Source organism: Larkinella punicea (assembly GCF_003334855.1).
GTDB classification, from domain to species: domain Bacteria; phylum Bacteroidota; class Bacteroidia; order Cytophagales; family Spirosomataceae; genus Larkinella; species Larkinella punicea.
The window spans coordinates 224,823-240,263 of the sequence record NZ_QOWE01000009.1; the positions used below are offsets into that span (position 1 = coordinate 224,823).

Sequence of the window (15,441 nt, forward strand, 5' to 3'; positions counted from 1 at the left end):
AAATAAAGCCTTTCGGCTAAAACCGATAAAGCAATCTTTATTCTCTGGTCTTTTTAGAATACCCAGGCAATTAACCGGGGATCAGGAAAATAACAAGTTATTGCCTGGCTTCATTCTCCGAAAAGATAGTGAAGGTTTTTCCGTTATACCGGCACAAACCAAACGATCTGGTACCAAACCATAGATTACCGGCTTTGTCTTCTAAAATACTCCGAACCGAATTATTGATAAGTCCGTCTTTCGTAGTAAAATTTTTAAATGTTTTACCGTCGTAACGAAACACGCCATTTTTATCCGTAGCGAGCCAAATATTGCCTTTTTTATCCTCCAAAATTGAGGTTATGCCATAACTTACAAAGCCCTCTTTCTCGCGGAAACTGGTAAAAGATTTACCATCGTAACGACAGGCTCCGTGTCTTCTGCTAGAAAACCACAAATTACCGACCTTATCTTCTGCAATCGAAAAAATCATATCATCAGTAAGAAACTCCCGGGACAGCGGATTAATAACTTTTGGCAAGTAGCTGGTAACTGGCAAGTAGCTGGTAACGGACCTCCCGTCTTCGTTCGAACGGTAATAATCAGCAGAGGGCAAAAAGTTTTTAAATGATTTTCCATCATACCGCCAAACACCCCCACCGTTCCACGAACTGAACCATAAGTTGCCGTTTTTATCCTGTAAAATATCCATTATAAGTTGATAATGGGCCCCAAGGTTAAACGGATGATCATCATTATTCAGAAAATTAGTAAGGCTTTTTCCGTCGTAACGATAAATACCAGTCCCCATCGTTCCAAACCAAAGGTTTTCGTCCCTATCTTCTAAAAGGCAAGTAATATGGGCATTGCTTAAGGACCCCATCTTCAAGTAGTTAGTAAAGGATTTGCCATCATACTTACAGAGGCCGCTTTTCGTGCCGAAGACAATATTGCCTGATTTATCTTCTATAATAGCACTCACATCGTTATCATTCAAACCATCTTTGGTTGTAAAATTGGTAAATGACTTTCCATCGTAACGGTAAACGCCCTCCCCCCCGGTACTAAACCAAACGTTTCCTGCTTTATCCTGTAAATCGCAACCAACATTACCAGACAATACTCCTTGTGTCCGTATCATTTTTGGCTGTCCCTCCAAGGTTGTTTTTGGCTTGCTTTTGCTGTCCTTTGGCAAGTTCGTAGTGCCTTGTCCGTGGCAGGAGATGGTAAAAATCAACAAGAAAAGCAGCAGTTGGCCGTATTGAGCGACAGAGTAAAATGAACCTTTATGCATGGGGCTTACTATTGGAGTCTGCGGCAAATTAGCGCATGCACAAAACCTGCCAAGGAAAGCCTGTAAAAGTAGATTAACGAAATGTAAAAGTCTGCAATTCACTCCTCCGGAACCCGCACATTGACCTGACTTGGCACGCTTTCGTTGTGCAACCGATCCAGCGACGTGATCAGGTACACATACCGTCCATCGGCTTCGGCGGTTCGGTCGATAAACCGGGTGGTTCGCTCGCCCACACAGATCGCCAGAATGTGAGTCGGATCTTCCGTATTCACTTTGTCTTTCCGGTCAAAACGATACACCACATAATACCGGGCCTTGTCGCCGTCCGGTGCCGGGCCGGGCTCCTGCCAAAGCAGTTCGACCCCCTCGGACGTAGGCCGGGCTTTCAGGTCTTTGGGCGAAAGGGGCGGTTCAGGATCTTTCCAGGGCATCGGCGGGATCAGCGCCGGATACCGGTAAAAATTCGTCAGCAACGTATCACGAACGCCATTCAAGTTATCCGTCAGGGATTTGGAGCTAAAGAAGATGCTGCCATGAATCTGGCTGAACTGCCGGTTGTAGTTCAGTTGGGTCGTCATCTCGTTCGGATCGTTCCAGGCCCGGTCGCGCGGGGTGGAGCGGTTGATCCGAAACGCGCCCTGGCCAATGTAGAGGTGTCGGTTGAAACCGTTTTTGATCCACCAGTCGACCAAAAGCCGGTACGGAACCTTCTGAAAATCCGTGCTAAAATACACTTGTGGTGCAATGTAGTCGATCCAGCCTTCCCGAATCCATTTGCGGGTATCGGCATACAGATCGAAATAGGATGTCAAACCGCCCGTCGTGAGCGAACCTTCGGGGTCCTGGCTGCTGTTCTTCCAGACGCCAAATGGACTGACGCCAAACTTCACATACGGTTTCAGGGCCTGAATCGAATCCCGAAGCTGGTGAATCAACTGGTTGATGTTTTCCCGACGCCAATTCGCCAGGTTCATGCCATTGAAATACGTTTTATAGGTCACTTCGTCGTGAATAACCTGTCCGGCAACTCCGTACGGATAAAAATAATCGTCAAAATGAATGCCGTCGACATCATAATTCCGAACGATGTTGGTCACAATACCGGTCACATAATTACGGACTTCAGGCAAACCCAGATTGAATAGTTTCCGGCCACCGTATTGCAGCATCCATTCTGGTCGGCGGAAACTGATGTGATCGGGCGTAACACTGGAGTTTTTACTGAATGTGGCCCGGTCGAGGTTAAACCAGGCGTGAAATTCCATCCCACGGTCGTGGGTTTCCCGAATCATGAATTCCAGCGGATCGTAGAATGGCACCGGGGCGCGGCCCTGTTGGCCCGTCAACCAGAACGACCACGGTTCCGTACTTTTGGCGTAAAAAGCATCCGCAGCCGCCCGGATCTGCACCACCACGGCGTTGATGCCCGCCCGCTGGTGCTGGTCGAGCAGGGCAATAAATTCGGCCTGCTGGTTTTCGGCCGGCAGCCCCCGCACACTTGGCCAGTCGATGTTGTCTACCGTGGCAATCCAAACCGCCCGAAACTCCCGCTTGGGTGGAAGCTGGGCAATCACGTCAGGCATTTCCCAAAAAATGCAGATGAAAAAGACGAAGAAAGCCCGGTAGTGAAAGCGCATGCGCACGAGATTGGTCAGAAAAGATGATGCTCAAAGATACGGAAGAACCCTCTCCCCTTTCAAACTTTGTTACCAATCGGTTTATTGCGTTGCTCCTGTTGAAGCCCCTGAAATTGAGTTACTGCTTTTTGGATTTTAAGAAGACGATTCCTTTTTTTTCAGAAGCCTTTCCAGAAAACCGCCCCTGTATCCACAAAATATTATTTGGAAAAAATTTAGGAACGGTTAATTTTAATGTTGAACAGTATTTGGTATAACTATTGTATACAGTAATTTTGTAGCTAAAATTGGGCCGCAAAACCAATCATTATTTTACATTTTAGTAAATAATCCATATTTTTTTATAAAAATAAAAGGATTGTGTTTAGTTTTGCGTGATCTCATATTGGTTGGATAAAGTTTTAAGGTCATCACTATCATGTCAGGAATCAAACTCGATCAGATTGATCGGAAAGTATTAGAAATTCTACAGACAAACGCTAAAATCACCAATGCCCAACTGTCGAAGGAAATTGGTTTGTCCCCCGCACCTACCCTTGAGCGCGTCAAAAAACTGGAAACTTCGGGCATCATTCAGAGCTACCACGCTCAACTGAATCGGGACCGGGTTGGCCTGGGCGTTACGACGTTTGTACAGGTGTCGCTGGTCGGTCACAAGAAGCAGGTGACCGAATCGTTTGTCAATGCGGTAAAGGGAATTCCGGAAATTATTGAGTGCCACCACATCACGGGTTCCGGCGATTTTCTGCTGAAAGTCATCGCCAAAGACATTGCCTCGTATCAGGTTCTGATGCTGGAAAAAATCAACGAAATCGAAGAAGTCGCCAGCACCCAAACCATGGTAATTTTGTCGACTTTCAAAGAAAGTAAAGTTCTTCCGATTCCCTGAAAATAATGATGAGTTATGAATGATGAACGATGAATGGGCTGATGCGTAACATCCATCGTTCATCATTCATAACTCATCATTTACTTCCGCGCTTTCCTCCGCTCCTCTCTCCGCAATTTTTTCAGGCTATCCAGCCCGTCTTTGGCTTCTTTATGCTGACTGGATTTGCGGTCGGCTTTGTCAATGACTTCCTTGTAGTAGGTCTGCGCCTGATCGTAGTTTTTTTCCGCAGCCGCAATTTTCCCCAGACTCAACACCGACGCCCAGTAATAGGCCGCATCATAGGAATTGGTCTGTTTGGCAAACTCGATGGTTTTCAGGTAATACTGTTTAGCTTTGGCCAAATCGCGGGTATAATGCTGATTATTGTACGCCAGAATATACGCTGCCGTTCGACCGCCAACGCCTTCGTACCCATCCATCCCCCGTTCGATTTTGCTCAAAATACTGTTGGAAGCCGACGTCGCTTCGTTGCTGTACCCGCGCACAAAAGCCGTCCGGGCATAATACCGCTCGAAATAAGGATTATCGGGATACTGCTGCCACATGTATTTGGCCAGATCATACGCCTTTTCATACTGGTTCTCCATGCTATAAATCTGGAGTAGGAAATACCGGGCCTCGGTTCGGGTATAAAAAGCGTTGTTGGCGGTTTTTTCCAACTGCCGAATGCCTTCCGCCTTGTTGCCTTTCGGGAAAAACATCAGAATCGGCTTCAAAGCCGGGTAGTTTTTCGGAATCCACTGGGCGTAATAGTTGAACAAACCGTCGCCAAACAGCAGTTCTGGCGTTAGATCACCATTGCCTTTGCATTTATCAAAATATTTCAACGCATTTTTTCCGGCCCAGGTGGCCTTTGCCCATTTCTTGCGCTCCGAATACAACCGCCCTTTGAAACCGTAGCCAGCCGCCAGAAAAAACGCGGGTTCTACTTTGTTTTCTTTATCGTCATACAACTTTTCGGCTTTTGTAATCGTCGTATCCAGGTAGGCCAGACACTTGTCATCGAAGTCGGTATTTTCCGTATTCGGGACAATTTTCCACCATTCGGCGAGAGCCATCAGAAAGTACGGCATCGGGTGATCGGGATACCGCATTTTTAGCCAGCGAAACTCTTTGTCGGCTTCGTAAAATTTGTAATTATACAAGTTATTGATAGCCTCTGCCGACTCGATCTGAACGTCGGGACGCTTCATCAGCATATCGTATTTTTTGTCAAATTCAGCCAGTGAATAGACCTGAGCGCGAGCCGTTAAGGTCAGAAACAAGCCGATTAGAACAAGAAGGTTTTTTTTCATTTTTTAAGGACACGGATATCGTCTTCTATCAACGAAGTTTTTGAATTTCCAGTTTACGCCACCAAAAGTTTTTACGAACCCTTTCGATGCCTTACCTTTGAGTTTCGCGCCAACGGGTATACCATGCTGACTATCAAAGACAAAAGTTTCGTTCCGTTTATTGATCAAAACACGCTGAAAAACCGCATTGTTCAGTTGGCCAAACAGATTAATGAGGACTACCGGGACAAGGAGCCCATGCTGGTGGTGGTGCTGAACGGCGCTTTTATCTTCGCGGCCGAACTAATGACGCACCTGACCATTCCGTGCCGGGTCACCTTTATTCGGGTCAGTTCCTACCAGCAGACCGCTTCGACGGGCGTTGTCAAACACATCCTGGGTCTGAGCGAATCGCTGGCGGGTCAGGATCTTATTCTGATTGAGGACATTATCGATACCGGCCTCACCATTCAGCAAGTATCTCAGCAATTGATGGAGCAGCAACCCGCATCGCTGGAAATTGCCACGATGCTGTTCAAACCGGAATCCTTGCAGATTGACGTCGCCATCAAATACGTCGGTTTTGAGATTCAAAACCAGTTTGTCGTCGGCTACGGGCTGGATTACGACGGTTTTGGCCGCAATACGCAGGAAATCTTCATGTTAGCCTAACGGTCTACTTCACCCATTACGACATCGATCGAGCCGATAATGGCCACTAAATCGGCCATCATGGCGCCTTTGGAAATTTCGCTGATCATTGACAGATTGTGATACGAACACGACCGCGCGCGACACCGGAACGGCATATCCGCCCGGCCATCGGCCCGGAAGTAGAAACCTAGTTCACCTTTCGGAATTTCGCCCCGAATGTAAAACTCCTGCGCTTTCGGCCGGATTTTTTTGGGCGCCATCGCCTGCGGATCGAAATCCCGGGTGCGTTTCAGATCACCCGTCAACCGCGCCAGGCATTGCTCGGCAATTTTCACCGACTCCCAGCATTCCAGCACGCGCACATAGTTGCGATCCCAGCAATCGCCCAGCGTCCCGACGGTTCCTTCGCCAATCGGAATATCGAATTCCAATTCAGGATACACGGAATAGGCATCGACCCGGCGCAAATCGTAGCGCAAACCCGACGCCCGCAAAACCGGCCCCGAACAGCCGTAATTGATCGCAACCGGCAACGGCAACACGCCCACATGAGCGGTTCGTTTCACGAAAATCTTGTTTTCAATCACCAGTTGCTGCAATTCCACCAGCTTCGGTTTCAGATACGTCAGAAACTCCTGACACCGTTCTTCAAAACCAACCGGCAAATCGTAATACAAACCGCCAATCCAGACGTAATTATACAGCATCCGCGCTCCGCTGACCCACTCCAAAAGCCGCTGGAGATGCTCGCGGTCGCGCATCATCCACAGAAACGGCGTATAGGCACCGATGTCCAGTGCGTAGGTTCCAATGGCCACAAAGTGTGACGCCAGCCGGTTTAGTTCCGAAACCAGCACCCGGATGTATTCGATCCGGCGGCCGTTGAGCGTCGTTAACAGTTCCTTGTCAATCCCCAGCATCCGTTCCACGCCCATGCAAAAGACGTGCTCGCTGTTCATGGCGGCCATGTAATCCAGGCGGTCGACAAACGGCAGGATCTGGTTATACGGCAAGGCTTCGGCGTGTTTCTCGAAACAGCGGTGCAGATAACCCAAATGCGGCACCACATCGACAATAATCTCGCCATCGGTGACGATTTCCAACCGCAAAACACCGTGCGTCGAGGGATGTTGCGGCCCCATGTTCAGAATCATCTCGCCGGAGCCGAGTTCGTCGAGCGTATATTTATTCGGCTCGGAAGCCTGAAACACGCCGGGCTGGTAGTCGTATTGGATGGTTTGTGTGGTCATCGTCCGTCAAAGGTCGGCAGGAGACAGTCAAAAGTCAAAAAAGCTTTTCGGTATACCGACTCAACAATTATTTCGCAAGCAACCATTGTGGTTTTTAAGACTTTATCTTACCTTTGCGTTCCTGTTTGAGAAAATATTTACAGCAATGGCTAAGAAAGGCAATAGAATTCAGGTGATTTTGGAGTGTACGGAGCAGAAGGATACGAATGTACCGGGTACTTCACGCTACATCACCACCAAAAACCGCAAGAATACGCCAAGCCGGATCGAACTGAAAAAGTACAATCCGAACTTGAAACGCGTAACCGTACACAAAGAAATTAAATAATTGTAACCGCGGGACTGTTCCCGACGATCCAAGATGGCAAAGAAAGTTGTTGCAACCCTGAAAAAGGAAGGTGGCGGTAAGAACTTCGCGAAGATTATCAAAGCCGTGAAGTCGCCGAAAACCGGTGCCTACACCTTTAGAGAAGAAATGGTCCCACTGGAAGAAGTACAAGCTGCGTTGAAAGGCTAGTTTTTCCGGTTTTATGGTACATCGAAAGTCCCCTTTGTGGGACTTTTTTGTTTGTATCTTTGTTCGACAAAACAGACACGAGGCTGTATACGTACGAATCGCCGTCTGTAGTCTGCCATCCAACGTTCTAACGACAAAGAAATGGGTCTGTTTGATTTTTTCTCGAAGGAAAAAAAAGAATCACTCGATAAAGGGCTGGAGAAGTCCAAAGAAAGTTTTTTCTCGAAACTCAACCGCGCCGTCGTCGGCAAATCGACGGTCGATGAGCAGGTTCTGGACGAACTGGAAGAAGTCCTGATTACGTCGGATGTGGGCGTTGGCACCACCGTGAAAATCATCCGGCGCATCGAAGAGCGCGTTGCCCGGGATAAATACGTCAGCACCAGCGAACTGGACAACATTCTCCGGGAGGAAATTGCGGCTCTGCTGGCCGAGAATAAATCCGACGATGTCGATGATGATTTTTCATTACCTGCCGATAAAAAACCGTACGTGATCATGGTGGTAGGCGTCAACGGCGTCGGCAAAACCACCACCATCGGCAAGCTGGCATCCCAATTTCACAAGCGCGGTTATAAAGTGGTGCTGGGCGCGGGCGATACGTTCCGGGCGGCCGCCGTTACCCAACTGAAATTGTGGGGCCAACGCGTGGGCGTTCCGGTGATCGAACACGGCATGAACACCGATCCGTCGGCCGTGGCTTTTGATGCCGTCAAAAAAGCCGTGGACATGAACGCCGATGTGGTGATCATCGACACCGCAGGCCGTTTGCACACAAAGGTGAATTTGATGAACGAGTTATCGAAAATCAAACGCGTTGTGCAGAAATTCCTGCCCGAAGCGCCCCACGAAGTATTGCTGGTGCTCGACGGTTCAACGGGTCAGAACGCGTTTATTCAGGCCACGGAGTTTACCAAAGCGACGGACGTTACGGCCCTGGCCATCACGAAGTTAGACGGTACGGCCAAAGGCGGTGTAGTGATCGGCATTTCGGATCAGTTCAAGATTCCGGTTAAATACATTGGCGTGGGCGAAAAAATCGAAGATTTGCAGACGTTCCACAAGATGGAGTTCGTGGATTCGTTTTTTAAGAAAATTTGATAGGCAGACATAGTTTTTGATTTTCTGATCTGTGTGTCAAAGCCAGCTCGTTTCGTGCCATTGGCACGCAATGTTTGTAGAAATTGGCCATCCCAACCATTCTCCAGCGTACCATCGGTACGCAACCGATATTCATATTGCGTACCGATGGCACGCGAATCTGCCTGATTAATCGTTTTGCTACAAACATTTGTCCCCTATGGGGCCGAAATTCCATCATTATGTCTGAAAACCGGCTTCCCGCACTACTAAAATCGTATCTGCTCCTGCTGGCGTTTGCTATTTTCACCGCCTGCAAACCCAGCCAGACCAGCACGTCATTTCAGGGCATTTGCGGAACGGTTCTATTCAAATCCGGCAACCACATGCCCGGCCCCGACCGGCCGCAGCCGAAAGGCCAGCCCGTTGTTCGGGAGGTTTTGATTTATGAATTGACGAAAATTGACCAGACAGAAGCTACGGATGACGGTTTTTACACCAAAATCAACAGTCGGCTTGTTAAAAAAGTAAAATCAGATAAAGACGGAAAATTCTGCGTCAGTCTGCCAGTGGGTAGCTATTCTGTATTTGTTCAAGAAGAGAAAGGGTTGTATGCCAACCTCTCCGACGGCCAAAACAACATTTTTCCGGTAACGGTGGAGAAAAACCGCCGGTCAACAATCGCATTTGATATTTCGTATCAGGCGGTATTTTAACCGTCATGAACGCTTTTCTGATCACGGTTTCGGTGCTGGCTCCCTTCGCCTGGGTCATCTACAAGTTGCTTCGCTACACCGCCAAAACCATCGGCGACGAATCGCCGTTAGTGATTGTTGTTACCTACGAAATTGATGATTGGGAGTATTTTGTCAGCTTCAATTTTTTCTTTTTATTCTTCTTTACCCTAATCAATCTATTTTTTCTCTACGCTGCCGTGTTCTTCCAGATTTCCGCTGCAGCCGTCTCCTGGCACTGGTTTATTAGATTATGTTTTCTGGCTATCTCGGTTTACGCCTTGTGGTGGTGCGTTCTCCTTTTTCGGCTTGACTGGCAATATTGGCGCATTACCAGAGGGAAAACTATTACGCTCGACCCGGCCGATAAAAGCCTGGAAATAGCGACCAGCCAGGAAACGGTTCGCTTCACGGCCGCCGACGTGGATAAGGTTGAAAAACATACACCCGGTCTTAATTCCGGCAAAATGGTTGCTGGCTACCATTATTTCATTTTTAAATTGAAAGACGGGCGTCGGATTTATCTCAATCATAACAAGAGCTACCTCGATTTCGCCATCGATGACTATTTCAAAACCGTTCCGATTCAGTATGTCCCGCATAAAATTCCGTGGATTGTTGCCCCATAACTTTCTCCTGAATTGTACTTTTCCGAACTTTGCCCAAAATACCGGTGTTGTGCCACAACGGTCACCGCTCCGGGTACTTAGCATTCTACTACTTTGAAAACAAAAGGATTACGCACGAATAAAATCAATATCGTCACGCTGGGTTGTTCGAAAAACCTGGTGGATTCAGAAGTATTGTTTACCCAATTGAAAGGCAACGGTTACAACGTTTCGCACGAATCGAAGAAAGACGACGCCAACATTGTGGTCATCAATACCTGCGGTTTTATCGACAATGCGAAGGAAGAATCGATCAACACCATTCTGCGGTACGTCGATGCCAAAGACGCTGGCGTGGTCGACAAAGTATACGTAACCGGCTGTTTGTCACACCGCTACAAAGACGAGCTGGAAATTGAAATGCCGACTGTCGATGCGTGGTTTGGTACGAATGAACTACCGCGATTGCTGAAAACGCTGAAAGCCGATTACAAACACGAACTCGTGGGCGAACGGCTTTTGACCACTCCCGCCCATTATGCGTACCTGAAAATTGCGGAAGGCTGCGACCGCCCCTGCTCATTTTGTGCCATTCCGCTCATGCGCGGACACCACGTTTCGCGTCCGGCGGAAGAACTGATCAAGGAAGCACAGTCGCTGGCCCGGCGCGGCACCAAAGAACTGATTCTGATTGCCCAGGATTTGACCTATTACGGGCTGGACATTTATAAAAAACGTACGCTGGCCGACCTCATCAACCGCCTGGCCGACGTCGAAGGCATTGAATGGATTCGCTTGCAGTACGCTTATCCCTCCGGTTTTCCGATGGATGTGCTCGATGTGATGCGCGAGCGGTCGAACGTCTGTAACTACCTCGATATGCCACTGCAAACCGGCTCGACCGAACTCCTGAAATCCATGCGCCGGGGCATTACCCGCGAGAAAACCGAAGCCCTGATCGACACCATTCGCGAAAAAGTACCCGGTATTGCGCTCAGAACCACGTTGATTGTCGGCCATCCCGGCGAAACCGAAGCGATGTTTGACGAAACGTACGATTTTGTCGAACGGATGCGGTTTGACCGGCTGGGTGCTTTTACGTATTCCCACGAAGACAATACACATTCCTACACCATGCCCGACGACGTTCCGGCCTACATCAAGCAGGAACGCGCCGACGCCATCATGGAACTTCAACAGGGCATTTCGGCGGAACTGAATCAAGCCAAACTCGGCAATACGTATAAGGTGTTGTTCGACCGGAAAGAAGGCGGTTTTTTCATTGGCCGAACAGAATTCGATTCACCCGAAGTCGATAACGAAGTGCTGGTTCCGGCGGGGCAATATGTCCGTCAGGGTGATTTTGCCAGGGTTCGCATTACGGAAGCCCATGAATTCGACGTATACGGTGTCGTAACCGAATAACAAAAACAGCTAACTCCCTCTCAACCAAGCCGGTTTTTCAGTATATTTGGGTCCGAACCTTCCCGACGGTATGGCTCCTCTTTACCGGCTTGTTGTTTTTCTTTGTCTATTCTCTCCGGTTTTTGTCTGGGCAGACCAACCCGTCATACCCGTTTCGTCCGGTAATCAGACGCTCGTTCTCGATCACGATCTCTGGTTTGTTCAGGATACGGCCCATCGGCTGACCATCGATCAGGTCGTGCGCCCGGAAATGGCCGCAGCGTTCCAGCCCAGTTCGTCGCCCATTCCGAATTTTGGCTACAGCAGCGGCAATCAGTTTTCACACCCGGTCTGGGTGCGCTTCCGGCTGAAAAACACGTCCAATCAAATCCAGGCGCTGTTCTGCGAAATTGATTTCTGGGCCTTCGACGATCTACAACTGTATATTACCGACGGTCAAAAGGTCGTTTATACCTCTCCCGTATACGGCTGGAAAACGCCCGTTACGCAGAAAATGGTTTACCACCGCAATTACTGGTTTCCGTTCACGTTGCCTGCCGGGATGGAAGTCACCTGTTACGTTCGGTCGTTCAAAAGCCGGGGCGTTCAGGTGGTCCCGATCACCATTCGGCCACAGGGAGGGCTCGATACCTTCATTCTGGGCGATTACGCGTTCTGGGGTGGTATTTTTTCGGTATTTCTGTTCGTTATCGTCATCAGTTTTTTCTTTTACCTGACCACCTTCGACCGAATTTATGCAAAGTACATTCTCTGCGTGATCGGTCTGGCGGGCTACTTTTTCATCAACGACGGTTTTTTATACCAGTTCTATTTCGATAGCCAGTTCCGGATGCCCAACCGAAACATCTATTTCGTGTTTCCGTTGCTGCTCTTCTTCTTCCAATTGCTTTTCGTGCGGTCGTTTTTGTCGCTGGAAAAAACCCCGAGTCGCCTGTGGCATCGGGTGGCAACGGTGGCTCTGGTGGGTGGCGTCTTCTGTTTGACGTCCCTGCTGGTCGAATGGATCACCTACGTCCCCCCCCTGGTCGAACTGATGGTGATGCGGCTTTTTATCGTTTTTTACTGGCTGCCGATGCCGTTGATCTGGGCTTTCATCGTCATCAACCTCATCCGGGGGTATCGCGTGCAGGAAGCCTGGCTTTATCTGGTGGCCGTCAGTCCGTTTTATGCCCTCAATTTTCTGGTGATTCTGTGCAATCTCAAGCTGTTTCCGACCTACGCTTTTCTGGAAAGCTACGAGAATTTCGCCCTGGCGGCTTTGTTTGAAGTCATGGTGCTAACCTTTGGGCTGGCGTACCGGTATAAACTCATCCGCGACCACAACGAACGACTCAGCGAAGAACGCACCCAGCAGCAACGGCTGGCGTTTGAAGCGCACGTGCAGGGGCTTCAGCTCAGAAATGAATCCTTTCAGGAGAAAGAACGCATTGCCCGCGACTTGCACGACAACGTGGGCGCGCAATTGTCGTTCATTGTCAACAGTTTGCAGCAAATCGCGCGTCAGGCCGAAAAACAGCCGGTCGCCAACACCCGGCCCTTGTCGTCGCAGCTCCGTTCTGTCGTCGATTACACGCGCGAAGCCATCAAGATGCTCCGCGATACCATCTGGGCCATCCACCAGGAAAGTTTTACGCTGGAAGAATTTGAGGAGCGGATCAACCACTACGTCAGCCGGTATTTTCAGCAACTGGACCCGCTACAGATTACGATCCATACCGAAGGTAAACTCGCCCAGCCGCTGACCTCGGTTCAGGCCCTGAACATGTTCCGAATCATGCAGGAAGCCTTACACAACGTAGTCAAACACGCCCACGCGACAGAGGTGACGGTTTTGCTGCTCGCCAAACCCGACGGTTCTTTCCAACTGAGTGTCAGCGATAACGGCAACGGTTTGTCCTGGAATCAGGACGAATCGCTCGACAACCATTACGGGTTGCAAAACATGAAAAAACGTGCTGAGGAGTTGGGCGGTCAGTTCCGGATTTACTCCGATCGTGGCACGGTGGTGGAAGTGGCGGTCTGATCGTTATTCCATCCAGACGGTTTTGATATTCAGGAATTCTTTCATCCCGACTTCCGCCAACTCCCGGCCAAATCCCGACAATTTCACCCCGCCAAACGGCACCCGCGGATCGGAACGCATCAGCGAATTGACAAACACCGAACCGGCCTGAATCTGCCGCGCCAGCCGGTCGGCCCGATCCAGATCCCGCGTCCAGAGCGCCGAACCCAGACCGTAATGGGATTGATTCGCGAGCTTCACCGCATCCTGTTCGTCTTTCGCTTCAACGATAACCGCCAGCGGCCCAAACGTTTCCTGATCGAAAGCCGTCATTCCCGGTTTTACTTTATCCAGCAAAATCGGTTGCACATTGCAGCCCTCCCGGTTTCCGCTATGCAGAATCCGGGCACCCTGCCGAACGGTTTCCGCACACTGGCTTTCAATCGTTTCGGCCAGATCGACCCGCGCCACTGGCCCCATGGTGGTATTTTCCAGTGTCGGGTCGCCCTGCTGAATAGTTTGAATATGACTGAGAACGCGTTCTGTAAATTCTTTCTTAACCGATTTTTCGACGATAAACCGCTTGGCGGCAATGCAGCTTTGCCCGGCGTTCTGCATCCGCGACTGCACGGCGGTTTGGGCGGCTTTTTCCAGATCGGCGTCGGCCAGCACAATCAGAGCGTCGCTACCGCCCAGTTCCAGCACCGATTTTTTGATCTGGCTGCCGGCAATTGACGCCACCGACATCCCCGCTTTTTCGCTGCCAGTCAACGTGACGGCTTTGACACGCGGGTCTTTCAGAACGGTTTCGACGGTTTTTGATTCAATGAGCAACGACTGAAACGTGCCGGTCGGAAACTCGCAGGCCCGGAAGATTTCTTCAATCGCCAGCGAACAGCCGCTGACGTTGGCGGCATGTTTCAGCAAACCGACGTTGCCCGCCAGCAGCGACGGAATGGCAAACCGGAACACCTGCCAGAACGGAAAATTCCAGGGCATCACGGCCAGCACCACGCCCAGCGGTTCGTAGGCCACAAAACTCTTTTTGGCTTCTGTCTTTATCGTCAGATCGGCCAGAAACCGGGGTGCGTGTTCGATGTAGTAATCGCATCCAACGGCGCACTTTTCAACTTCCGCCACGGCTTCCTTGAGCGTTTTGCCCATTTCAGCCGTCATTAACGCCCCATACCGCTGTTTTTCCTGGCGCAGATAAACCGCTACTTTCCGAAAATAGGCCAAACGTTCTTCCAGCGAAAGCGTCGACCAACCCGTAAAAGCGCGGTCCGCCTGTTTGATTTTCTGGTCGAGCGACTGTGCGCTCAGGGCCGGATAGGATTTTATTTTTTTCTGGGTGTAGGGGTTGACAGATGTAAAGTTCATGGCCTGTGGTTTTTATTCCTTAGCAAAAAAATACCCTAACCGACTGACCAGTTAGGGTGAAAATTTCAGCAGCAATCCTTATTGCACGCAGTGAATACCCGATAAGGGGCCGGTATCTTTTTCGATTTCCCGCACCAGCATCACCATTGTATCGATCATCTGCTCAACCCGTTCGCGACCAGCAATGGCCTGGAATTTCTCCCGAATCTCCTCCATGCAGTTGAAAACCGCTACCATCAACTGCTTGCCGCGTTCGTTGATAAAAATCTGACTGGAACGCGAATCGCGCTCGTTTTTCACCGTATAAATATAGCCGTCGTCTTCCAGCAATTTGACGACCTTGCTCATCGCCTGTTTGGTAACGCCCGCCCGTCTCGCCAGCTCGTTGTTCGTAATGCCATCCTCCTCCAGATTGGCCAGAAAGGCAATATAACTCGCTTTAAAATCCGGAAAGCCCAGTTCGGGAAGCCGTTGCTCGACATACCGGCCTAAAAACCGCTTCATTTTCGACATGACACGGCCTAACGTCCGCTCACGCACTTTATAAAAAAACTGAAAATCAAACGGTTTTTCAACCGCCACCGCTTCGGTATTCATACGTCTTCCTTTGCGTCGTTACAGAGCCGACAAGTTACAAACTTTTCACAAGGTGAGTAGCATCTACTGCGTAAACGGTCGTTGGCCTGCCCCAATGCCTGCTATTAAAATCCTG

General features: G+C 49.6%; 15 protein-coding genes. 9 read left to right on the top strand and 6 right to left on the bottom strand.

Annotated features, from left to right (window positions below):
- Positions 1–97: 97 nt before the first annotated feature.
- Together DUE52_RS13035 and DUE52_RS13040 are read right to left on the bottom strand one after the other, a co-directional pair.
- Positions 98–1,273: a ligand-binding sensor domain-containing protein gene (locus DUE52_RS13035; protein WP_114406447.1), complete on the bottom strand. Its 1,176-nt coding sequence runs from the start codon at positions 1,271–1,273 to the stop codon at positions 98–100.
- Between the two features lie 98 nt (positions 1,274–1,371).
- Positions 1,372–2,913: a glycoside hydrolase family 10-like protein gene (locus tag DUE52_RS13040; RefSeq protein WP_114406448.1), complete on the bottom strand. Its 1,542-nt coding sequence runs from the start codon at positions 2,911–2,913 to the stop codon at positions 1,372–1,374.
- A 418-nt stretch (positions 2,914–3,331) separates the two neighbouring features.
- Between DUE52_RS13040 and DUE52_RS13050 the strand changes: the two genes are divergently transcribed.
- A complete protein-coding gene (locus DUE52_RS13050) occupies positions 3,332–3,802 on the top strand; it encodes an Lrp/AsnC family transcriptional regulator (RefSeq protein WP_114406450.1) in 471 nt (156 codons plus the stop codon).
- 80 nt (positions 3,803–3,882) lie between these two features.
- Here the strand turns inward: DUE52_RS13050 and DUE52_RS13055 are convergent, their stop codons facing one another.
- Entirely contained in the window at positions 3,883–5,100 is a 1,218-nt protein-coding gene (locus DUE52_RS13055) for a tetratricopeptide repeat protein (protein WP_114406451.1), read from the bottom strand.
- A gap of 123 nt (positions 5,101–5,223) precedes the next feature.
- Here DUE52_RS13055 and hpt point away from each other — a divergent pair, with 123 nt between their 5' ends.
- Complete coding sequence (hpt, locus tag DUE52_RS13060) at positions 5,224–5,751, top strand: hypoxanthine phosphoribosyltransferase (protein WP_114406452.1); 528 nt, start codon at positions 5,224–5,226, stop codon at positions 5,749–5,751.
- On the opposite strand, the gene DUE52_RS13065 is transcribed toward hpt, so the two are convergent.
- Complete coding sequence (locus DUE52_RS13065) at positions 5,748–6,983, bottom strand: NADH-quinone oxidoreductase subunit D (protein ID WP_114406453.1); 1,236 nt, start codon at positions 6,981–6,983, stop codon at positions 5,748–5,750. The genes hpt and DUE52_RS13065 overlap by 4 nt on opposite strands.
- Before the next feature lie 145 nt (positions 6,984–7,128).
- Here DUE52_RS13065 and rpmG point away from each other — a divergent pair, with 145 nt between their 5' ends.
- The 7 genes from rpmG to DUE52_RS13100 all read left to right on the top strand — a co-directional run bounded on the left by rpmG (position 7,129) and on the right by DUE52_RS13100 (position 13,370).
- Complete coding sequence (gene rpmG, locus DUE52_RS13070; RefSeq protein WP_038121932.1) at positions 7,129–7,311, top strand: 50S ribosomal protein L33; 183 nt, start codon at positions 7,129–7,131, stop codon at positions 7,309–7,311.
- Positions 7,312–7,344: 33 nt separating this feature from the next.
- Positions 7,345–7,500: a DUF4295 domain-containing protein gene (locus DUE52_RS13075; protein ID WP_111626371.1), complete on the top strand. Its 156-nt coding sequence runs from the start codon at positions 7,345–7,347 to the stop codon at positions 7,498–7,500.
- Between the two features lie 141 nt (positions 7,501–7,641).
- On the top strand, positions 7,642–8,601 hold the full coding sequence (gene ftsY, locus DUE52_RS13080; protein ID WP_114406454.1) for a signal recognition particle-docking protein FtsY: 960 nt from the start codon (positions 7,642–7,644) through the stop codon (positions 8,599–8,601).
- A gap of 221 nt (positions 8,602–8,822) precedes the next feature.
- The gene (locus DUE52_RS13085; RefSeq protein ID WP_114406455.1) at positions 8,823–9,296 is read left to right on the top strand and encodes a hypothetical protein; all 474 of its coding nucleotides are present in this window, start codon (positions 8,823–8,825) and stop codon (positions 9,294–9,296) included.
- A gap of 5 nt (positions 9,297–9,301) precedes the next feature.
- The gene (locus DUE52_RS13090; RefSeq protein ID WP_114406456.1) at positions 9,302–9,943 is read left to right on the top strand and encodes a PH domain-containing protein; all 642 of its coding nucleotides are present in this window, start codon (positions 9,302–9,304) and stop codon (positions 9,941–9,943) included.
- 93 nt (positions 9,944–10,036) lie between these two features.
- The gene (rimO, locus tag DUE52_RS13095; RefSeq protein ID WP_114406457.1) at positions 10,037–11,347 is read left to right on the top strand and encodes a 30S ribosomal protein S12 methylthiotransferase RimO; all 1,311 of its coding nucleotides are present in this window, start codon (positions 10,037–10,039) and stop codon (positions 11,345–11,347) included.
- 70 nt (positions 11,348–11,417) lie between these two features.
- The gene (locus DUE52_RS13100) at positions 11,418–13,370 is read left to right on the top strand and encodes a sensor histidine kinase (protein WP_114406516.1); all 1,953 of its coding nucleotides are present in this window, start codon (positions 11,418–11,420) and stop codon (positions 13,368–13,370) included.
- A gap of 3 nt (positions 13,371–13,373) precedes the next feature.
- Here DUE52_RS13100 and DUE52_RS13105 read toward each other — a convergent pair whose 3' ends face one another.
- A complete protein-coding gene (locus DUE52_RS13105; protein ID WP_114406458.1) occupies positions 13,374–14,729 on the bottom strand; it encodes an NAD-dependent succinate-semialdehyde dehydrogenase in 1,356 nt (451 codons plus the stop codon).
- Positions 14,730–14,807: 78 nt separating this feature from the next.
- Positions 14,808–15,326: a MarR family winged helix-turn-helix transcriptional regulator gene (locus DUE52_RS13110; RefSeq protein WP_114406459.1), complete on the bottom strand. Its 519-nt coding sequence runs from the start codon at positions 15,324–15,326 to the stop codon at positions 14,808–14,810.
- Between the last annotated feature and the right edge of the window lie 115 nt (positions 15,327–15,441).